This window comes from Halomonas shengliensis, from assembly GCF_900104135.1.
Lineage (GTDB): Bacteria > Pseudomonadota > Gammaproteobacteria > Pseudomonadales > Halomonadaceae > Halomonas > Halomonas shengliensis.
This window is the reverse complement of record NZ_FNIV01000007.1, coordinates 88,404-108,130: the sequence shown is the minus strand read 5'-3', so window position 1 is coordinate 108,130 and position 19,727 is coordinate 88,404. Positions and strand designations below refer to the sequence as shown.

The following is a 19,727-nucleotide window of genomic DNA, read 5'->3' as shown; positions in this document are numbered from 1 at the left end:
GCGTGAAGAGCGCGCCGCGTCCCGGCCAGGATCCCTACCCGACGCGCCTGGCCGAGCCCTTCGACATGCCCTGGCTCAATCGTCGCGAGGCGGTGGTGAAGGGAAGCGCCGAGGCGGGCCCCCTGAGCCAGGCGCAGCTCGACGAGTTCGAGCGCAAGGGCTTCCTGTTCGAGCCCAACTTCATCGCCGGCGAGGAGCTCGACGAGCTGCGCCGGGAGCTGGCGGCGCTGCTGCAGAACCCCGACTACCGCCATCGCGACTTCAGCGTCACCGAGCCCTCCGGCAACGAGATCCGCTCGCTGTTCGCGATGCACTTCCTCTCCGAGCGCTTCGCCCGCCTGGCCCGTGACGAGCGCCTGGTCGGCCGTGCCCGGCAGATACTGGGCGGCGAGCCCTATGTGCATCAGTCGCGCATCAACTACAAGCCGGGCTTCGAGGGCAAGGGCTTCAACTGGCACTCCGACTTCGAGACCTGGCACGCCGAGGACGGCATGCCGGCGATGCATGCGGTGAGCGCCTCCATCGTGCTCACCGACAACCATCACTTCAACGGCCCGCTGATGCTGATCCCGGGCTCCCACAAGGTGTTCGTGCCCTGCCTGGGCGAGACGCCGGATGACAACCACAAGCAGTCGCTGAAGACCCAGGAGCTCGGCGTGCCGAGCCGCGAGGCGCTGGCCGCCCTGGTCGAGCGCCATGGCATTGAGGCGCCCACCGGGGCCGCCGGCGGTCTGCTGCTGTTCGACTGCAACGTGCTGCACGGCTCCAACGCCAACATGTCGCCGGACCCGCGCAGCAACGCCTTCTTCGTCTACAACCGCCGCGACAACCGCTGCGTGGCGCCCTTCGCGGCGCGCCGTCGTCGTCCCGGCTTCCTGGCCCACGACCCGGGCGAGGCCTGGGCGCCGGAGGGGTGAGGGACCCGCGGTGACGGCCTCGTGACGCCGGCGCTGTGGCGTGTGCCGCGGGCTGCGGTAGACTGGGAGGTCTGTCGCGCCCGCGGCACGCCTAACGAGAAGGAGAAGATGCGCCATGCGCTTTGTCCCCCGCTTCACCGACGGCCAGGCCTTTCCCGAGCGGCTCGGCAAGATCGTCTGCGTCGGCCGCAACTATGCCGACCATGCCCGGGAGCTCGATAACCCGGTGCCCAGCGAGCCGCTGCTCTTCATCAAGCCGGCGACCAGCGCCGTGCCCCTGGCCGCCCCCATCGAGGCCCCCTTCTCCCGCGGCGAGGTGCACTACGAGACCGAGCTGGCGCTGCTGATCGGCGAGGAGCTGACCCATGTCACCGCCGACGAGGCGGAGCGGGCCGTGGTGGGCATCGGGCTGGCCCTCGACCTCACCCTGCGTGACGTCCAGTCGCGCCTCAAGGAGAAGGGGCACCCCTGGGAGATCGCCAAGGCGTTCGACGGCGCCTGCCCGCTGTCCGACTTCCTGCCGCTCTCCCAGGTGCCCAACTGGAGCGGGCTTGCCTTCACCCTGGAGGTGGACGGCGAGCCGCGCCAGCAGGGCGAGGGGGCCGACATGCTGTTCCCGGTGCCGACCCTGCTGGCCGAGATGAGCCGCCACTTCACCCTGCAGCCCGGGGACGTGGTGCTGACCGGCACCCCCGCCGGGGTCGGCCCGCTGGAGCGCGGCAGCGAGCTGCGCTTCACTCTGACCGGCGGACTGGAGGTGACCACCCGCGTGGTGGAGTAAGGCCTGGGCTGGCGTGAGCCCTGGCCGCAGACGACGACGCCCCGCTCGAGCGGGGCGTCGTCGTGTCGGGGGTGGGGGGCCCGGCTACTCGAGATAGGTGTAACCCGCCAGGCCCTCGGAGAGGTCGTCGAGGAAGCGCTCCTGCTCGGCCACCTCCAGCCCGCTGGCGGCGAGCTGCTCGGCCAGGTGGTCGCGCAGCACCTCGGCGTCGAAGTTGACGTAGCTAAGCACGTCGGCGACTCGGTCGCCCTGCTGGATATGGCTGAAGCTCCAGCTGCCGTCGGCCTTGAGGGTGGCGTCCACCGAGTCGGTGTCGCCGAACAGGTTGTGCAGGTCGCCGAGGATCTCCTGGTAGGCGCCCACCATGAAGAAGCCCAGCAGCCGCTCGTCGTCCTCCTGCCACTCCGGCAGCGGCAGGGTGGTCTCCACCCCCTGGCCGTCCACGTAGCCGTCGATACGCCCGTCGCTGTCGCAGGTGATGTCCTGGATCACCCCGCGCCGGCTCGGCTCCTGGTCGAGCCCGGTCAGCGGCACGACCGGGAAGATCTGCTGGATGCCCCAGACGTCGGGCACCGACTGGAACAGCGAGAAGTTGACGAACAGCTTGTCGGCGAGCTTCTCGGCCAGCTCGTCGTCGATCTCGCGATGGACCCGGTTGCGGGTATCGAGGCGTGCGCGCAGCCGGGCGCAGGCGGCGAAGTAGACCGCCTCGCCCTCGGCGCGGGCGGTGATATTCGTCAGTCCCATGACGAAGCGCTCGTGGAGGTCGCCCATGGCCTGCACCAGGTCGTGCCACGCCTCCACCAGGCCGCGCTGGTCGGGGGCGTCGCCGAGCAGGTCGTGGACCCGCCACAGCTCGTCCACCTGGGGGTCGCCCTCGACCCGGCGCTCGGGGGAGGCGTCGCTGACCCGCTCCTCGCCGATCACGTTGGTGATCAGCACCGCGTGGTGGGCGGTGAGCGCGCGCCCCGATTCGCTGATCAGGTGGGGCTGGGGCAGGTTGTGTTCCTGGCAGGCCAGGCGGAAGGCGTAGACCACGTTGCGGGCGTACTCGAGCATCGAGTAGTTGGCCGAGCAGAAGCTGCGCGAGCGGGTGCCCTCGTAGTCGACCCCGAGGCCGCCGCCGACGTCCACGGTGTCCACCGGGGCACCCAGCTCGACCAGGCCCTGGTAGAAGCGCGCGCACTCATTGAGGCCGCGCTGGATGTCACGGATGTTGGCGATCTGCGAGCCGAGGTGGAAGTGCACCAGTTGCAGGCTGGCCAGGGCGTCGGCCTCGCGCAGCTGCTCCACCACCGCCAGGATCTGGCTGGCGGTGAGGCCGAACTTGGACTTCTCGCCGCCGGTGTTCTGCCAGCGGCCGCGGCCCACGCTGGCCAGCCGGGCACGCAGGCCGATGCGCGGCGTGACGCCGAGCGCGGCGGCCTCCTCGAGGATCAGCGGCAGCTCCGAGAGCTTCTCCACCACCAGGTAGACGCGGTGGCCGAGCTTCTCGCCCATCAGCGCCAGGCGCACGTACTCGCGGTCCTTGTAGCCGTTGCAGACGATCAGCGAGGGACCGTCGCCGGAGAGCGCCAGCACGGCGAGCAGCTCCGGCTTGCTGCCGGCCTCCAGGCCGACGCGGTCACGGCCGCGCTCGGGGGTGGCCAGTATCTCCTCCACCACCCGGCGCTGCTGGTTGACCTTGATCGGGTAGACCGCGGTGTAGCCGCCATCGAAGGCCTCCTCGGCCATGGCGGTGTCGAAGGCGGCGCACAGCTGCTCGACCCGGTCGTGGAGGATGTCGATGAAGCGCACCAGCACCGGCAGGCGCAGGCCGGCGGCCTTGAGCCCGGCCACCAGGTCGTCCAGCGGCAGGGCAGGACCCTCGGTCTCGCTGCCCAGCGGACGCACCAGGGCGTGGCCGGAGTCGTCGACGTCGAAGTAGCCGCTGCCCCACTGGTCGATGTTCCAGACGCGCCGGGCACGGCGGGCAGGACTCGTGGTGCTGGCCATGGAGCGGCTCATCGGCTGGCCTCCGGCAGGGGCAGGGCGCCATGGGCGAGGCGCGCCTTGAGGATGGTACGGAAGCGTTCGGGGTCGTGGGGGGTGAGGTCGTGGGCGGGCGGGTCCACGTAGACCACCAGCAGCCGCGAGAGCCAGTAGCGCAGCGCGGTGAGGCGCAGCATCATCGGCCAGGCGTCGCGCTCGGCGGCGGTCAGCGGGCGGCGGGACTGGTAGGCGGCGAGCAGCGCATCGTGGCGCTCGACATCCAGCCGGCCGTCTTCGTCGCTCGCCCAGTCGTTGACCACGATCGCCAGGTCGAACAGCAGGTCGCCGGTGCAGCCGTTGTAGAAATCGATGATGCCGCCCAGGCGGTCGCCCTCGAACAGGGTGTTGTCGCGGAACAGGTCGCCATGCAGCGCGCCCTGGGGCAGCTCGGGGCCGTCGCCGAAGGCACCCTGGTAGATCTCCACCTCGTCCTTCATCAGCGCCTGGTCCTCGGGCGCCAGGTAGGCCAGCACCTTGTGGTGCATGGGCATCAGCCAGTGCAGGTCGCGGGGGTTGGGACGGTGGCCGGGGAAATGCTGCGACACCTTGTGCAGGCGCCCCAGGGTCTCGCCCAGGGCGCGGCACTGGGCCAGGTTGGGGTCCCTGGGATGCTTGCCGGGCAGGCGGGGGAAGAGCAGGGCCGGCTTGTCGGCCAGGCTGTGCAGCGCCACGCCGTCGCGGTCGTGCAGCGGCCCCGGCACCGGCAGGCGGTGCTCGTCGAGGTAGTCGAGCAGGTCGACGAAGAACGGCAGCTCCTCGTGCTCACCCTGCTCGAACAGGGTCAGCACCAGCTCGCGGCGGTCGGTGGTGACGAAGAAGGTGCTGTTCTCGGTGCCGGCAGGAACGCCCTCCAGGGAGACCAGCGAGCCGGCGTCGAAGCGGCTCAGGAAGGCCTCGACCTGGGACTCGGTCAGCGGTGTGAATACGGCCATGTGTCTCTCACCCGGGAATGCCAAGCCGCCTATTGTAGCGACTTGCGAGTGTGATGCACGCGTCGTCTAACGCCTCTCCGGGCTATCGCAGTGAGCCTTGCGCCGATAGCGAAAGGCGCCGGGGAGAGGTTGAAGAGGGGGTCCTATGCCAGGGATGGCATCGGTAGCGCCCAGGGAAGGGTTCACAGCGCCCCCTCGCAGACCTGTCGCCGGGAAAGCCTTGAGCGATGCTTCCATCTGCGATGTCCCTGTGCCGCCTCAGAAGGTCTTCAGCACCCACTCGGGCACCGCGATGCGGTCGCCCTCCTGGCGCTCGAAGTTGCCGTCACCGTCGCGGTCGACCAGGTAGTAGGAGGGGCCGCTGGAGGGACGGATCTCGATGGCATAGAGCTCGCCGTTGACCCGGTACTCGCGGATGGTGCGCTCCTCCTCCTGGCGGATGGTGATGTCCGGGGCCAGGGCCTCGTCGGACTGGGCCAGCGCGGGCAGGGCGGCGACGATCAGGCCCAGGGCCAGCAGCAGGGCGGAGAGGGAACGAAGGGTGCGCATGGGAACCTCCAGGCCGCCGGAGCGGGGGAATGATGGGTCTGCCCCCAGTGTAGGGCCTTCCCGCCCCGGCGCACACCGGCCGCGGCAAAACCCCCGCGCAATGCGTATCATGGTTGACCAGAGTCACTTCCCGAACAGCTGCAACGGATGCCTCCATGGCCGATACCCCCATCGTTCTCGTCGACGGTTCCTCCTACCTCTACCGCGCCTTCCACGCCCTGCCGCCGCTGACCACCTCCGAGGGGCAGCCCACCGGCGCCATCAAGGGCGTGCTCAACATGCTCAAGCGGCTGATCAAGGACTACCCGCAGAGCCCCATGGCGGTGGTCTTCGATGCCCCGGGCAAGACCTTCCGCGACGAGCTGTTCGAGCAGTACAAGTCCCATCGCCCGCCGATGCCCGACGACCTGCGCGACCAGGTGCAGCCGCTGCACGACTGCGTGAGGGCGCTGGGGCTGCCGCTGCTGTGCATCGAGGGGGTGGAGGCCGACGACGTCATCGGCACCCTGGCGCGCCAGGCCACCGAGGCGGGACGCGACGCGGTGATCTCCACCGGCGACAAGGACATGGCCCAGCTGGTCAACGCCCATATCACCCTGGTCAACACCATGAAGGACGAGACCCTGGACGTGGCCGGGGTCAAGGAGAAGTTCGGGCTGCCCCCCGAGCTGATCATCGACTTCCTGGCGCTGATGGGGGACAAGGTCGACAACATCCCCGGGGTGCCCGGTGTGGGCGAGAAGACCGCACTCGGCCTGCTGCAGGGCATGGGGGGCGGCCTCGACGCCATCTACGCCGACCTGGAGAAGGTCAAGACCCTGGGCTTCCGCGGCGCCAAGACCCTGCCGAAGAAGCTCGAGGAACACCGCGACCAGGCCTTCCTCTCGTACCAATTGGCCACCATCAAGACCGACTGCGAGCTGCCCGCGGGCCTCGATGACCTCGATATCGCCCACCCCGACCGCGAGGCGCTGCTCGAGCTCTACCGCCGCCTGGAGTTCAAGGCCTGGCTTGCCGAGCTGCTGGAGGGCAAGGATGAGGGCGTGGATGACGTCGCCGGCGGCACCGCCACCCCGGACGTCGACGGCGAGCATGCCGGCGACAGCACCTCGGCGAGCCGCGAGGACCACGTCATCCTCGCCCAGGCCGACCTCGACGCCTGGCTCGCGCGGCTCCAGGCAACCGATACCTTCTGCTTCGACCTGGAGACCACCAGCCTCGACTACATGGAGGCGCAGATCGTCGGTGTGGGCCTGGCCCTCGAGCCCGGCGAGGCCGCCTATGTGCCCCTGGCCCACGACTACCTCGACGCCCCCGAGCAGCTCGACCGCGACGCCGTGCTCGCCGCCCTCAAGCCGCTGCTGGAAGATGAGTCGAAGACCAAGGTCGGCCAGAACCTCAAGTACGACATCTCGGTGCTGGCCAACGTCGATATCGCGGTGGCCGGGCCGCTGGAGGACACCATGCTGGAGTCCTACGTGCTGGACTCCACCGCCACCCGCCACGACATGGACTCCCTGGCGCTCAAGTACCTGGGCGAGGCGACCACCTCCTTCGAGGCGATCGCCGGCAAGGGCGCCAAGCAGCTCACCTTCAACCAGATCGCCCTGGAGCAGGCGGTGCCCTACGCCTGCGAGGACGTCGACATCACCCTGCGCCTGCATCGCGAGCTGCGCCCGCGGCTGGCGAAAGAGGGGCGCCTGGCCGAGGTGCTCGAGGCGATCGAGCTGCCGCTGGTGCCGGTGCTGTCGCGCATGGAGCGCACCGGGGTGGCCCTGGACCCGGAGCGCCTCCACGCCCAGAGCCAGGAGCTCGCCCGGCGCATCGACGCCCTTGAGGTCCGCGCCCATGAGCTGGCCGGGCGCGAGTTCAACCTCGGCTCGCCCAAGCAGCTCGGCCAGATCCTCTTCGAGGAGCAGGGCATCCCGGTGCTCAAGAAGACCCCCAAGGGGGCCCCCTCCACCGCCGAGGCGGTGCTCGAGGAGCTGGCGCTGGACTACCCGCTGCCCAAGGTGATCATGGAGCACCGTGGCCTGGCCAAGCTCAAGTCCACCTACACCGACAAGCTGCCGCGGCTGGTCAACAAGGCCACCGGGCGGCTGCATACCAGCTACCATCAGGCGGTTACCGCCACCGGACGGCTCTCCTCCAGCGACCCCAACCTGCAGAACATCCCGATCCGCACCGAGGAAGGGCGCAAGATCCGCCAGGCTTTTATCGCCCGGCCCGGTTATCGCATCGTCGCCGCCGACTACTCCCAGATCGAGCTGCGTATCATGGCGCACCTCTCCGGCGACAAGGGGCTGCTCGCGGCCTTCGCCGAGGGGCGCGACATCCACGCCGCCACCGCCGCCGAGGTGTTCGGGGTGGCGCTCGACAAGGTCACCCCCGACCAGCGGCGCAGCGCCAAGGCGATCAACTTCGGGCTGATCTACGGCATGAGCGCCTGGGGCCTGGGCCGGCAGCTGCATATCGAGCAGGGCCAGGCCAAGGTCTATATCGACCGCTACTTCGACCGCTACCCCGGGGTGGCGCGTTACATGGAGCGCATCCGTGCCCAGGCCGCCGAGGAGGGCTTCGTGGAGACGGTGTTCGGCCGGCGCCTCCACCTGCCGGAGATCCGCTCCCAGAACCGTGCCCGTCGCCAGGGGGCCGAGCGCACCGCGATCAACGCCCCCATGCAGGGCACGGCGGCGGACATCATCAAGCGGGCGATGATCGACGTCGACGCCTGGCTGCGCCAGGGCGAGCTGGATGCCTGGATGGTGATGCAGGTCCACGACGAGCTGGTGTTCGAGGTGGCGGAAGGGCAGGTGGAGCGCTTCATCGAGCAGGTCAAGGCGCGCATGCAGGGCGCCGCCGAGCTCGAGGTGCCGCTGATCGTCGAGGCCGAGTCGGGGGCCAACTGGGACGAGGCGCACTGACCATCAAAAACGCCACCGCGGCTGCGGTGGCGTTTCCGGTTGAGGCGAGGGCCGTAAGGCTTAGCGCCAGCCGACGCGATCGAAGATCTTGATGGCTTCGGGGTTGTTCTCGCCCAGCTTGCTGATGTTGAGGCTGTCCTTCTTGAAGTTACCCCAGGATTCCAGCACCGGGTTCATCTTCACGCCCTCGACCACCGGGAACTCGTAGTTGCCGTTGGCGAAGATCTCCTGGGCGGTATCGGAGGCCAGGAACTCCAGGAAGCGCACCGCGTTCTCGCGGTTCGGCGCGCCCTCGACCACGCCGGCACCGCCGACGTTGACGTGGGTGCCGCGGCCGTCCTGGTTGGGGAAGATCACGCCAACCTGGCGGGCCACCTCGCGGTCGGCCTCGTCGTCGGAGTGCAGCAGGCGCACGTAGTAGTAGTGGTTGGCCACCGCCAGGGAGCACTCGCCGCTGGCCACGCCCTTGATCTGGTCGGTGTCGCCGCCCTCGGGGTCGCGGGCCATGTTGGCCACCACGCCCTGGGCCCACTCCTCGGCCCCCTCGGCGCCGTGGTGCTCCACCAGGGAGGCGAGCAGCGACTGGTTGTAGATGTTGTTGGAGGAGCGGATGCACACCTCGCCCTCGAACCGCGGGTCGGACAGCTCCTCGTAGCTGCCGATCTCGGCCGGGTCGAAGCCGTCGCGATCATAGAAGATGGCGCGGGCGCGCTGGCTGAAGCCGAACCACAGCCCCTCGGGGTGGCGCATCGACTCGGGCAGGCGTTCGTTCAGCACCTCGGACTCCACGCCCTGGAAGACACCCTCCTGCTCGGCGCGCCACAGGCGGCCGGCGTCCACGGTGATCATCACGTCGGCGGGGCTGGCCACGCCCTCGCGCTTGATGCGCTCGATCAGCTGGTCGGAGTCGCCCTCCAGCAGGTTGACCTCGATGCCGGTCTCCTCGGTGAAGGCCTGGTAGAGCGCCGCATCGGAGTCGTAGTGGCGCGCCGAATAGATGTTCAGCTCGTCGGCGGAGGCGGCGGACGCGAAGGCGGAGCCGGCCAGGGCGACGGCGATGGGGGCGGCGAGACGAACGTGCTGGATCATCGTGACCTCGTGAGCAGTGCGGTGAATGTTGGTATATCGAATGATAATACGTTGCATTATTGACGGCTTCATTGAAGCGCCCCTGGCGGGCTCCGTCAAGGGGCGAATCGAGGTTTTCCTGGCTTGGAGCAGGAAGCGGCGGAATGCGAGTCGCTTTCAAACGCATTACCGCCCACGATCGGTTATGATGGAGGCAAGCTTCAGCGACACCCTCTCCACCCACACGACGTCGAGGGCCTATGCACCAGAATCTCAAGCCACCGTTCGCGTCCGGCGCCACGGCGCTCTCGATGCAGGGGATCCACCACGCCTTCGGCAGGCGCGAGGTGGTCAAGGGGGTCGACCTTGAGGTGCTGCCCGGCGAGGTGGTCTGTCTGCTGGGTCCCTCCGGCTGCGGCAAGACCACCCTGCTGCGCATCGCCGCCGGCCTCGAGACCCTGCAGCAGGGCCGCGTGACCCTGGAGGGTCGCGAGGTGGCCGGCGCCGGCGGGCGCCAGGTGCCCCCCGAGAAGCGCAGCGTCGGCCTCGCCTTCCAGGACTCCGCGCTCTTCCCCCATCTCTCGGTGCTGGAGAACGTCACCTTCGGGCTCAAGCACCTGCCTGCCGCGGAGCGCCGTCGCCGCGCCCTGGGGCTGCTCGAGCAGCTGGGCATGGCGGCGCATGCCGAGAGCTATCCACACATGCTCTCCGGCGGCCAGCAGCAGCGTGTCGCCCTGGCCCGCGCCCTGGCGCCGGCGCCACAGCTGATGCTGCTCGACGAGCCCTTCTCCAGCCTCGATGCACGGCTGCGCGACCAGATCCGCGACGACACCCTGCACGTGCTCAAGAAGGTCGGCGCCGCCACCCTGCTGGTGACCCATGATCCCGAGGAGGCGATGTTCATGGCCGATCGCATCGCCCTGATGCGCGACGGCCATATCATCCAGGTGGGCACGCCCCGGGAGCTCTACTGCAATCCCAGCGACCCCTTCGTGGTTACCTTCTTCGGCGAGGTGAACGAGCTTACCGGCGTGGTGCGCGACGGCCTGGTGCACACCCCGGTCGGGGTGATCGAGGCGGGCTGGCTGGCCGAGGGCAGCACCGCGCGGGTGCTGGTGCGCCCGGAGGCGCTGCAGGTCGAGGCGCTGGATGCGCCGGCCGAGGCGCACAGCCACAGCCATATCGTCATGGCCAAGCTGCTGGGGCGCAGCAGCCTGCTGCATATCTGCGCCCACGGCGATGAGGGTGACGAGGCCCATATCCACGCCCGGGTGCCGGGGGTCTTCCTGCCCGCCGAGGGGCAGCCGGTCACCCTGCGCCTGGACCCCTCCCAGGTGTTCGTCTTCCCCTCAGCCGCCGCCGGGGCGCGAACGGCGCATGGCCAGGCTGAGCAGGATCACCGGGATTATGCCTACGGCCACGATGGCCAGTGAGGCCGTCGAGGCCTCGGCGAGGCGCTCGTCGGCCGCCAGGCTGTGGGCGCGTACCGCCAGGGTATCGAAGTTGAAGGGGCGCAGGATGATGGTCGCCGGCAGCTCCTTCATCACGTCCACGAACACCAGGATACAGGCCGCCAGCAGGCTGCCGCGCATGATCGGCGTGTGAACCCGCTTGAGGGTGCCGGTCGCCGTGTGCCCCAGGGTGCGTGAGGCGGCGTCCATGCTGGGGGTCACCTTGCCCAGGCTCGCCTCCACGGCGTTGAACGACACCGCCAGGAAGCGCACCACATAGGCGTAGATCAGGATGAACGCCGAGCCGCTGAAGATCAGCCCGATCACCTCGCCGCCGCGCGCCAGCACCCAGGTGTTGATGGCGTTATCCAGCCAGGCGAAGGGGATCAGGATGCCCACCGCCACCACCGAGCCGGGGATCGCGTAGCCCATCGCCGAGATGCGGGTGGCGGTGCGCGTCAGGCGGGTATCGTTAAGCCTTACCCCGTAGCTGAGCACCACCGCCAGGGTCACCGCGATCAGCGCGGCGATGGCGGCCAGGGTCAGGCTGTTGCGGGCATAGCCGATGAAGGCGGCGCCGAACAGCGAGTCGCCCTGCTCGATGGCCAGCTGGGTGAGGATGCCGCTGGGGATCAGGAAGCCGCCGAGGATCGGCAGCAGGCAGGCCAGGAAGGCGCCGGCCGAGGCCCAGCCGCCGAGGCGGAACTCCGGCAGCTGCTGGTAGCGGCTCGAGGTATGGAAGTAGCGGCGCTTGCCCCGGGACCAGCGCTCCAGCAGCACCAGGGCGATCACGAAGGCCAGCAGGCAGGCCGCCAGCTGGGCGGCGGCGACCTGTTCGCCGAGGCCGAACCAGGTGCGGTAGATGCCGGTGGTGAAGGTGTCCACGCCGAAGTACTGCACCGCCCCGAACTCGTTCAGCGTCTCCATCAGCACCAGCGACACGCCCCCCACCAGGGCCGGGCGCGACAGCGGGATCGCCACGCTGCCGAACAGCCGCCAGGGGCCGCGGCCCAGGGTGCGGCCGACGTCCAGCATGCACACCGACTGCTCCATGAAGGAGGCCCGGGCCAGCATGTAGACGTAGGGATAGAGCACCAGGGTGATCAGGGTGGCGGCGCCGCCCAGGGAGCGGATGGCGGGGAACCAGTAGTCGCCATGCTCCCAGCCGAACAGCTCGCGCAGCCACCCCTGCAGCGGCCCCGAGAACTGCAGGAAGTCGGTGTAGGCGTAGGCGATCACGTAGGTCGGCACCGCCAGCGGCAGCAGCAGCGCCCACTCGAACAGCCGCCGCCCGGGGAAGCGGCACATCACCACCAGCCAGGCGGTGCCGGTGCCCAGGATCAGGGTGCCCAGCCCAACCGTGACCACCAGGAACAGGGTGTTGGCCAGGTAGCGCGGCAGCACCGTGCTGGCCAGGTGCTGCCAGACGCCGTCGGTGGGCATGACGATATGGGCCAGCACCGCCAGCACCGGCAGCGCCACGATCAACGCCACGCCGAGCAGCAGCGCGGTCCAGGGGGTGAGGGCGGGCAGCAGCCGGCGGGGAAGGGCGGACAGGCTGCCGGGGGTGGGTCGGGACAAGGCAGGCTCCTTGCGGGGCGGGGTTGCAAATGCGAGACGTTGGCGCCGGCAAATGGTATCAGTTGCCCGCCTTGCCTGCAGCCGCCATCGCCTGACCAGCGTCAACACGACGACGCCCGCCGTCACGGGACGGCGGGCGTCGAGCCTGGGCCTTTGAGAGGGTCAGTAGCCCAGCAGCACCGAGGGCAGGCCGGTGATCAGGGCCGGGAAGAAGGCCATCAGCACGCAGGCCAGCAGGATCAGCGCCACGAAGGGCACCACCGCCTTGTAGAGGTCGAGGGTCTCCACCCCGGGCGGCGCCACCCCCTTGAGGTAGAAGAGCGCATAGCCGAAGGGCGGCGTCAGGAAGGAGGTCTGCAGCACCACGGCCACCATCACCACGAACCACAGCACGTCGATGCCCATGCTCTCGACGATCGGCAGCATGATCGGGAAGCTGAGCAGCACGATGCCGGTCCAGTCCAGGAACATGCCCAGGATGAAGACCAGGAACAGCATCAGGATCAGTGCCCCGGTGGTGCCGCCGGGCATCGCCATCACCACCTCGGAGATCACGTCCATGCCCCCGCCGATGGAGAATACCCCGGTGAAGGCGGTGGCCCCCACCACCACCAGCATCACCATGGTGGTGGTCTTGCTGGCCTCGATCAGGGTGCGGTAGCAGGTCGAGGCCTTGCGGTCGCCGAAGATCAGGAACAGCAGGAAGGCGATGAAGACCCCGATGGCCGAGGCCTCGGTGGCGGTGGCGATGCCCAGGAACAGCGAGCCCAGCACGCCGAGGATCAGCGACATCGGCGGCAGCACGTACTTGCCAAGCATGATCAGCAGCTCGCCGGTGGAGACCTCGGCGCGCTCCTCGGCGGGCACCGCGGGGCCGTAGCTCGGCTTCACATGGCAGATCACCAGCACGTAGAGGGCGTACATGAAGCCGAGCATCAGCCCGGGCACCAGGGCACCGGCGAACAGCGCGCCCACCGAGACCGGCGAGTAGCTGGCCATCAGGATCAGCATGATGCTGGGCGGGATCAGGATGCCCAGGCAGCCGCTGGCCATGATCACCCCGGCGCTGAGCTGCTTGTTGTAGGAGTACTTGAGCATCGGCACCAGGGCGATCATCCCCATCACCGCGATGGAGGCGCCGACGATGCCGGTGGTGGCGGCCAGCAGCACCGAGACCACCACCACGGTCAGCGCCAGGCCGCCGCGCAGGTTGGCCAGCAGCAGGCGCATCGACTCGAACATCTTCTCGGTGACGCCGGAGTCGTTGAGGAAGCGCGCCATCAGGATGAACAGCGGGATGGCCACCAGGACATAGTTGTCCATGGAGTTGCCGTAGATGTTGTTGATCAGGATGCCCAGGGTCTTGGCGCCGGGCCCCAGCCAGGCGGCGACCACGGCGACGCCGCCCAGCACGAAGGCCAGCGGGTGGCCGAGGAAGAGGCCCAGCAGCAGGCCGCCGAACATGAACAGGGTGAGCAGCTCGGCACTCATGCGGGGGTCTCCTTGCGCAGTTCATCGAAGGCGCGGATGACGATGGCGACGGCCTGCAGCAGCAGCAGCACCGCGGCCACCACGATCACGCCCTTAACCGGGTAGACGGGGATGGCCATCATGCCGTAGGTGGTCTCACCGCGGCTGAAGGAGCGCTCGAAGAAGGCCCAGCCCAGGGTGAGCAGCATCCAGATGAAGGGCACGAAGAACAGCAGGTAGCAGACGATCGAGAGGGCGGCCTGCTTGCGCCGCGAGAGCAGGCGCTTGAGCACGTCGACCTCGACGTGGGCGTGATGGCGCAGGCCATAGGCGGCCATCAGCATGAAATGGGCGCCGAACAGCATCTTGGTGACATCGAAGGCCCAGTCGCTGGGGCGTCCGATGAAGAAGCGCATGGCGATGTCGTAGACCACGATCAGCGTGATCACGGCGAGCAGTGGGGCGATCAGGCGTCCGAACCCCTCGTTGAGGGCATCGATGGCCCTGGCAATGGCGTTCATGGTGAGGCTCTCGGAAACAGGCGAATCACACGAAAGACGGCGCCAGGGGCTCCCGAGCGCCGCAGCGGAGCCGGGCCCCGAAGGGCCCGGCGATCTTCCCGCTTACTGGTTCATGCAGGCCTCGAGCTCCTCCAGGGACGGCAGGTTGTCCATGGTGCGGCTCATGTTGAAGGGTACGGTCACGTCACGCCAGTTGGCGTAGTGCTCCAGGTAGCTGACCATGGAGTGGTAGACCTTGGCGTGCATGGGGTCCTCGCAGGCGCCCTGCAGGATCACCTCGTTGGTGACCTCCTGGATGCGCGCCAGATCCTCCTCGGGCAGCTGGTTGATGGTCATGCCATCTTCCTTGAACTTGACGGTGGCATCGGTGGAGCCGCGCTCGGACCACGCCAGCGACCAGGCCATGGTGGCTTCGGCGGCGATCTTCAGCTTGTCCTGGGTCTCCTCGGAGAGGGCGTCCCAGGCGTCCTTGTTGATCATCACGCCGAACACGCTGGCGGACTGGTGCCAGCCCGGGGTGGACCAGTAGTCGGCCACCTCGCCGAAGCCGGCCTTGTAGTCCACCCCCGGGGTGGAGAACTCGCCGGCGTCGATCACGCCGCGCTCGATGGCCTGGTAGACCTCGCCGCCGGCCAGGGTGACCTGGGAGCCGCCCAGCCGCTCGAGCACGCGGCCCTGGTCACGGCCGGAGAGGCGCAGGCGCTTGCCCTCGAGGTCGGCGATGCTCTCGATGGGGGTGCCGCCCATGAAGCCCGACTCGTTGTTGGTGATGCCGTAGGGCAGGTAGACCATGTCGTACTCGCCGTAGACCTCCTGGTAGAGGTCCCAGCCGCCCCACTGGTTGATCCAGTTGAGGTAGTCGACGCCGTTGAACAGGCTGGTGGTGGTGGCCAGCGGGGAGAAGGCCGGGCTCAGGCCGGCCCAGTAGCCGGGCCAGTCGCCGGCGGCCTCGATGGCACCGGTCTGGGTGGCGTCGAACACCTCGCTGCCGGGCATCAGGGTGCCGCCGGCGCGGAAATCGATGGTGAGCTCGTCGCCGGCCAGCTTGTTGGCCAGCTCGACCCAGTGGCGGTCGATCTGGATCAGGTCCAGGTTGTCCGGCCAGGTGGTGGTCATGGTCCACTCTTCCTGCGCCTGGGCGGTGGTGCTCAGCGTGGCCAGGGCCACGCCGGCGGCCAGGCCGGTGAGGGTGAAGGTGCGCAGTGCTTTCATGTTGTTCTCCCTTCAGGGTCCGAGCAGTCGGTGCCGGGCGGCACCGCTTGGCAATGCGAGGCCGCGGGGCCAGGGTTCCGTACCCTCGGCAGCCGCGCGGCGACGGCTCAAAGCTAGCATGCCAGTGGCGCGAGATTCGATTGCGCTTATGTGAAGATGGTGGCGGCGGTGTCGGCCCCTGCCGGCCGCGTCCGGTGCCTCGGCAGCGGCCCGAGGCAGGTCGCAAGCGGCATGAAATCAATCGCTTGCGATAAGTTTACGTTAACGTAAACAGCGAGTTTCGAGAGGCGCCCAGCGTTGAAGGTGGGTGCCGACATGCGACCAAAGTGCAAGACGAAAGGCGTGAGCCGGGAGGGCGCGAGGATGCATCGCCGTGAGGAAGCCGCCGTGCGGGTGCTGCGGTCGCATGCCCGGCGCCTGGGGCGCCGCCGCTGGCGTGGCCTGGTGTGGCTGCAGGGGACGCCCGCCGCCTGCCGGGCCGCGGCGCTCGAGCTGTGGGGGGCCGGCGGCTGGCCGGCGCCGCTGTGGCTCGGTCCCGAGGCGCCGGAGCGGCTCACGCCTCCGGCCTGGCTGCCGCCGGCCCGGGCCCGCACCCGCCTGGGGGGCGAGCATGGCCTGCTGGTGGTGGATGCCGTCTCCGCCGCTGCCGGCCTCGACCCCGATGCGGTGGCGGCGCTCGCCGGCACCCTGCGCGCCGGTGGCCTGCTGGTGCTGATGACCTCACTCGACTGGGGCGCGCGCCCCGACGCCGACTACACCCGCCTTGCCGAGCACCCCTGGCGTCCCGAGGCGCTCACCAGCCGCTACCTGGCGCGGCTGGCGCGCCTGCTGACGGCCGCCGACGAGGTGATCCGCTGGTGCCCCGGTGAGACGCCGCGACTCCCCCGGCTGCCCGCCCGCCCGTCATCCCCCTCGTCGCCGGTGGCGGATGCCGACTGCCTGACCGCCGACCAGGCCACCGCGGTGGAAAGGCTCGCCCGGCTGCGCCGCCGTCGCCCGCTGGTGATCACCGCCGATCGTGGCCGCGGCAAGAGCGCCGCCCTGGGCATCGCCTGTGCCCGCTGGCTGGCCGCCGGCGAGCCCGAGGTGCTGGTCACCGCGCCGCGTCCTGCGGCCGTGGAGAGCCTTTTCGAACGCCTGGCGGCGCTGTGTCCCGAGGGGCAGCGCCAGGGCAACGACTTCGTCACCGAGGGAGGGGTGGTGCGCTTCGTGGCCCCCGATGCCCTGGCCGAGCTGGCCCGGGCCGGGGAGGTCGGTGGCGCCGGGCGCCTGCTGCTGGTGGACGAGGCGGCGGCGATCCCCGCCGGGCTGCTGGGGGAGTGGCTCGACGCCTTCCCGCGCATCGCCTTCTCCACCACCGTACACGGCTACGAGGGCTCCGGTCGCGGCTTCGCCTTGCGCTTCCGCGAACGCCTGGAACGTGCCACCCCGGCTTGGCGCGGGCTGCACCTGGCGGCGCCGATCCGCTGGGCGGCCGACGACCCCCTGGAGCCGCTGCTCCATCGCCTGCTGATGCTGGATGCCGAGCCGCCCGCGGCGAGCGATTCGTGGGCCGACGCCGCGCCGTTGCCGAGGCGGCTGTCCAGGGAGGCACTGGCCGCCGACGAGCCGCGCCTGCGCGGCCTGTTCGGCCTGCTGGTGCAGGCCCACTACCGCACCACGCCGAGCGACCTGCGCCTGCTGCTGGATGGCCCGGGGCTCGCCGTGACGGTGCTGGAGGCCGGCGAGGCGCCCCTGGCGGTGGCGCTCACCGCCGACGAGGGCGGCTTCGAGGCGGCGCTGGCCGAGCGGGTGGCCCGCGGCGAGCGCCGCCCCCGCGGCCACCTGATGGCCCAGTCGCTGGCCGCCCACGCCGGCGTGCGCGCGGCGCTCACCGGCCGCCTGCGCCGGGTGGTGCGCATCGCCGTGGCCCCGGAGCGGCGTCGCGAGGGGCTGGGGCAGGCGCTGATCGAGGCGGAGCTGTCGCGGGCCCGGGGGGAGGGCCGCGACCTGCTGGGCGCCAGCTTCGGCGCCGAGCCGGGGCTGATCGCCTTCTGGCGCCGGCTTGGGTTTCGTGCGGTGCGCCTTGGCCTGACCCGCGAGACCGCTACCGGCGAGCACGCCCTGATGGTGGCCCGGCCCACCGGCGAGGGCGGCGAGCGCCTGCTGGCCGCGCTGACCGAGCGCTTCCAGCGCGTCCTGCCGGGCCTGCTCGCCTTCGAGCTGCGCGACCTGGCCCCGGAGGTTGCCGCCGCCCTGCTGGCGGAGGGCGGCGCCCCGGCCCTCACCGACGACGATCGCCAGGATGCCGAGGACGTCGCCGCCGGCCACCGCGAGCCGGCGCTGGCGCGACCCGCGCTGCAGGCATTGGTCCGTCACGCCCTGGCCCGCGGCATGCCCCCCGAGGACGCCGACCTGGCGCTGCTGGTGGCCTGGGGCTTCCAGGGCCTCGCCGGCGAGGCCCTGGCCCGGCGCCTCGGCGTACCGGGTCGGCGCCAGGCCACCGCCCGGCTGCGCCAGGCGGTAGCTCGGTTAATGCTCTCAGCGAGGCGCCGGGGATAGGTCTGGAGGGGGTCCGAGGACCAGGGGTGAGGAGCATTGCTCCGAACGGGCTGGCCATGGATGGCCAGCACCGGACCTGCAAGCGGAGCGGGACGCGAGAGCGCCGCAGGGCCGAGGTAGCGCCCATGGACGGGTTCATAGCGCCCCCGAACAGACCTGTCGCCGGGTAAGCCTCGCGCCGCCAAACGTTGTTCGGTCCACGGCTTCCCCTGCCGGAGCGGGCTGAGTAAGGTAGGTCGGTCAATCAGGAAGGATCTCCATGAACGAACATCTCGACCGGCTCGCGCCGCAGCCGCTGTGGCGCCACTTCCGGACCCTGTGCGAGACCCCGCGCCCCTCCGGCCACGAGGCCGCCCTGGCGGCGCGCCTCGAGGCCTGGGCCGACGCCCGCGGCCTCGCCCACGAGCGCGACGCCTTCGGCAACCTGCTGATTCGCAAGCCCGCCACTCCGGGCCGCGAGGACGCCCCGGGGGTGATCTTCCAGGGCCATCTCGACATGGTGCCCCAGGCCAACAGCGGCCACCCTCACGACTTCACCCGCGACCCCATCGAGACCCGCCTCGGCGACGACGGCTGGCTGCGAGCCAGCGGCACCACCCTGGGTGCCGACAACGGCCTCGGCGTAGCCGCCGCCCTGGCGATCCTCGAGGCCGATGATCTCGAGCACGGCCCGCTGGAGGCGCTCTTCACCCTGGAGGAGGAGTCCGGCATGGGCGGGGCACTCAACCTCGCCGAGGAGTGGCTCACCGGGCGCTATCTGCTCAACCTCGATTCCGAGGATCGCGGCGAGGTGTTCATCGGCTGCGCCGGCGGCACCGACGTGGTGGTGGAGGCGCAGCTGCCCACCGCCCCCCTGGCCGAGGACGAGGTGGTGCTCAAGCTGTCGCTCACCGGCCTGCGCGGCGGCCACTCCGGCATCGACATCCACAAGGGGCTGGGCAACGCCAACCGCCTGCTGGTGCGCGCGCTGCGTGCCCTGGAGCGCTTCGATGCGCGCCTGGCGAGCTACGCGGGTGGCACCCTGCGCAACGCCCTGCCGCGGGAGGCCTTCGCCGTGGTGGCGCTGCCCGAGGAGGAGCGCGAGGCCGCCATGGCCGAGGTGGCGGCCCTCGAGGCCACCCTGCGCGACGAGCTGGCCGGGGTCGATGAGACCCTGTCGCTGAGCCTGGCGGCCGCCGAGGGAGCCGTCGACGAGCCGCTCACCGCCCAGGCCACCCACCTGCTGCTGGCCGCCCTCCACGCCGCCCCCTGCGGCGTGGAGCGCATGAGCCAGGAAGTGCCCGGGGTGGTCGAGACCTCCAACAACCTCGGTGTGGTCAGCCTGGAGCAGGGGCGTTTCCAGCTCGGCGCCCTGGTGCGCTCGCTGCGCGACAGCGCCACCCGGGACCTCGCCGACCGCCTGCGCGCCCTGTTCGAGCTGATCGGTGCCCGGGTGCGCATCGAGAACGGCTATCCGGGCTGGACCCCGCAGCCGGACAGCGAGCTGCTGGCGCGCTTCCGGCGGGTGCACCACGAGCGGCTGGGCAGCGAGGCGGCGGTCAAGGTGATCCATGCCGGCCTCGAATGCGGCATCCTCGGCGGCAAGTACCCCGGGCTTGAGATGATCTCCTTCGGCCCCACCATCCGCGGCGCCCACTCGCCGGACGAGCGCGTCGATGTCGAATCGGTAGAGGAGTTCTGGACGCTGCTGCGTGCCCTGGTGGAGGACCTGGCCCGTCCTGTGGCCTAGGCACCGGTCACCCGCCGGAC

Annotated in this window: 14 protein-coding genes; 6 read left to right on the top strand and 8 right to left on the bottom strand. The window is 70.1% G+C overall.

What is annotated here, in order from left to right; all coding sequences use genetic code 11:
• Positions 1-65 precede the first annotated feature (65 nt).
• Both thpD and BLP95_RS11585 read left to right on the top strand, forming a co-directional pair.
• Positions 66-917, top strand: a complete 852-nt coding sequence (gene thpD / locus BLP95_RS11590; RefSeq protein WP_425402561.1) for an ectoine hydroxylase — start codon at positions 66-68, stop codon at positions 915-917.
• Positions 918-1,032: 115 nt separating this feature from the next.
• Entirely contained in the window at positions 1,033-1,698 is a 666-nt protein-coding gene (locus BLP95_RS11585; RefSeq protein ID WP_089679596.1) for a fumarylacetoacetate hydrolase family protein, read from the top strand.
• 84 nt (positions 1,699-1,782) lie between these two features.
• On the opposite strand, the gene speA is transcribed toward BLP95_RS11585, so the two are convergent.
• The 3 genes from speA to BLP95_RS11570 all read right to left on the bottom strand — a co-directional run bounded on the left by speA (position 1,783) and on the right by BLP95_RS11570 (position 5,210).
• Positions 1,783-3,705 carry a biosynthetic arginine decarboxylase gene (gene speA, locus BLP95_RS11580; RefSeq protein ID WP_176760279.1) on the bottom strand — a complete coding sequence of 641 codons (1,923 nt, stop codon included), beginning with the start codon at positions 3,703-3,705 and terminating at the stop codon, positions 1,783-1,785.
• The gene (locus BLP95_RS11575) at positions 3,702-4,661 is read right to left on the bottom strand and encodes a homoserine kinase (protein ID WP_089679594.1); all 960 of its coding nucleotides are present in this window, start codon (positions 4,659-4,661) and stop codon (positions 3,702-3,704) included. Before BLP95_RS11575 ends, speA begins: the two co-directional genes overlap by 4 nt.
• A gap of 258 nt (positions 4,662-4,919) precedes the next feature.
• A complete protein-coding gene (locus BLP95_RS11570) occupies positions 4,920-5,210 on the bottom strand; it encodes a DUF2782 domain-containing protein (RefSeq protein WP_089679592.1) in 291 nt (96 codons plus the stop codon).
• A gap of 155 nt (positions 5,211-5,365) precedes the next feature.
• On the opposite strand from BLP95_RS11570, the gene polA reads away from it, so the two are divergent.
• Positions 5,366-8,134, top strand: a complete 2,769-nt coding sequence (gene polA, locus BLP95_RS11565) for a DNA polymerase I (RefSeq protein WP_089679590.1) — start codon at positions 5,366-5,368, stop codon at positions 8,132-8,134.
• Positions 8,135-8,194: 60 nt separating this feature from the next.
• Here the strand turns inward: polA and BLP95_RS11560 are convergent, their stop codons facing one another.
• Positions 8,195-9,223 (bottom strand): Fe(3+) ABC transporter substrate-binding protein, encoded by a 1,029-nt coding sequence (locus BLP95_RS11560; RefSeq protein ID WP_089679588.1) that lies wholly within the window; start codon positions 9,221-9,223, stop codon positions 8,195-8,197.
• Positions 9,224-9,462: 239 nt separating this feature from the next.
• Here BLP95_RS11560 and BLP95_RS11555 point away from each other — a divergent pair, with 239 nt between their 5' ends.
• Positions 9,463-10,635 carry an ABC transporter ATP-binding protein gene (locus BLP95_RS11555; protein ID WP_089679586.1) on the top strand — a complete coding sequence of 391 codons (1,173 nt, stop codon included), beginning with the start codon at positions 9,463-9,465 and terminating at the stop codon, positions 10,633-10,635.
• On the opposite strand, the gene BLP95_RS11550 is transcribed toward BLP95_RS11555, so the two are convergent.
• The 4 genes from BLP95_RS11550 to dctP form a co-directional block, all read right to left on the bottom strand.
• Positions 10,552-12,234, bottom strand: a complete 1,683-nt coding sequence (locus tag BLP95_RS11550) for an ABC transporter permease (protein WP_089679584.1) — start codon at positions 12,232-12,234, stop codon at positions 10,552-10,554. The genes BLP95_RS11555 and BLP95_RS11550 overlap by 84 nt on opposite strands.
• Positions 12,235-12,396: 162 nt before the next feature.
• Positions 12,397-13,725, bottom strand: coding sequence for a TRAP transporter large permease (locus BLP95_RS11545; protein ID WP_089679582.1), 1,329 nt, complete (start codon positions 13,723-13,725; stop codon positions 12,397-12,399).
• Positions 13,722-14,225, bottom strand: a complete 504-nt coding sequence (locus BLP95_RS11540) for a TRAP transporter small permease subunit (RefSeq protein WP_089679580.1) — start codon at positions 14,223-14,225, stop codon at positions 13,722-13,724. Before BLP95_RS11540 ends, BLP95_RS11545 begins: the two co-directional genes overlap by 4 nt.
• A gap of 102 nt (positions 14,226-14,327) precedes the next feature.
• A complete protein-coding gene (dctP, locus tag BLP95_RS11535; RefSeq protein ID WP_089679578.1) occupies positions 14,328-15,437 on the bottom strand; it encodes a TRAP transporter substrate-binding protein DctP in 1,110 nt (369 codons plus the stop codon).
• Between the two features lie 363 nt (positions 15,438-15,800).
• Between dctP and BLP95_RS11530 the strand changes: the two genes are divergently transcribed.
• Together BLP95_RS11530 and BLP95_RS11525 are read left to right on the top strand one after the other, a co-directional pair.
• Positions 15,801-17,978 (top strand): tRNA(Met) cytidine acetyltransferase TmcA, encoded by a 2,178-nt coding sequence (locus BLP95_RS11530; RefSeq protein ID WP_089679575.1) that lies wholly within the window; start codon positions 15,801-15,803, stop codon positions 17,976-17,978.
• A 259-nt stretch (positions 17,979-18,237) separates the two neighbouring features.
• On the top strand, positions 18,238-19,707 hold the full coding sequence (locus BLP95_RS11525; RefSeq protein WP_089679572.1) for an aminoacyl-histidine dipeptidase: 1,470 nt from the start codon (positions 18,238-18,240) through the stop codon (positions 19,705-19,707).
• The last annotated feature ends 20 nt before the right edge of the window (positions 19,708-19,727 follow it).

Coding starts and splice junctions, on each gene's coding strand:
- BLP95_RS11545 (WP_089679582.1), bottom strand. CDS start 13,725: ATGAGTGCCGAGCTGCTCACCCTGTTCATGTTCGGCGGCCTGCTGCTG.
- BLP95_RS11585 (WP_089679596.1), top strand. CDS start 1,033: ATGCGCTTTGTCCCCCGCTTCACCGACGGCCAGGCCTTTCCCGAGCGG.
- BLP95_RS11575 (WP_089679594.1), bottom strand. CDS start 4,661: ATGGCCGTATTCACACCGCTGACCGAGTCCCAGGTCGAGGCCTTCCTG.
- BLP95_RS11555 (WP_089679586.1), top strand. CDS start 9,463: ATGCACCAGAATCTCAAGCCACCGTTCGCGTCCGGCGCCACGGCGCTC.
- BLP95_RS11560 (WP_089679588.1), bottom strand. CDS start 9,223: ATGATCCAGCACGTTCGTCTCGCCGCCCCCATCGCCGTCGCCCTGGCC.
- BLP95_RS11530 (WP_089679575.1), top strand. CDS start 15,801: ATGCATCGCCGTGAGGAAGCCGCCGTGCGGGTGCTGCGGTCGCATGCC.
- speA (WP_176760279.1), bottom strand. CDS start 3,705: ATGAGCCGCTCCATGGCCAGCACCACGAGTCCTGCCCGCCGTGCCCGG.
- BLP95_RS11540 (WP_089679580.1), bottom strand. CDS start 14,225: ATGAACGCCATTGCCAGGGCCATCGATGCCCTCAACGAGGGGTTCGGA.
- BLP95_RS11525 (WP_089679572.1), top strand. CDS start 18,238: ATGAACGAACATCTCGACCGGCTCGCGCCGCAGCCGCTGTGGCGCCAC.
- dctP (WP_089679578.1), bottom strand. CDS start 15,437: ATGAAAGCACTGCGCACCTTCACCCTCACCGGCCTGGCCGCCGGCGTG.
- polA (WP_089679590.1), top strand. CDS start 5,366: ATGGCCGATACCCCCATCGTTCTCGTCGACGGTTCCTCCTACCTCTAC.
- BLP95_RS11570 (WP_089679592.1), bottom strand. CDS start 5,210: ATGCGCACCCTTCGTTCCCTCTCCGCCCTGCTGCTGGCCCTGGGCCTG.
- thpD (WP_425402561.1), top strand. CDS start 66: ATGCCCTGGCTCAATCGTCGCGAGGCGGTGGTGAAGGGAAGCGCCGAG.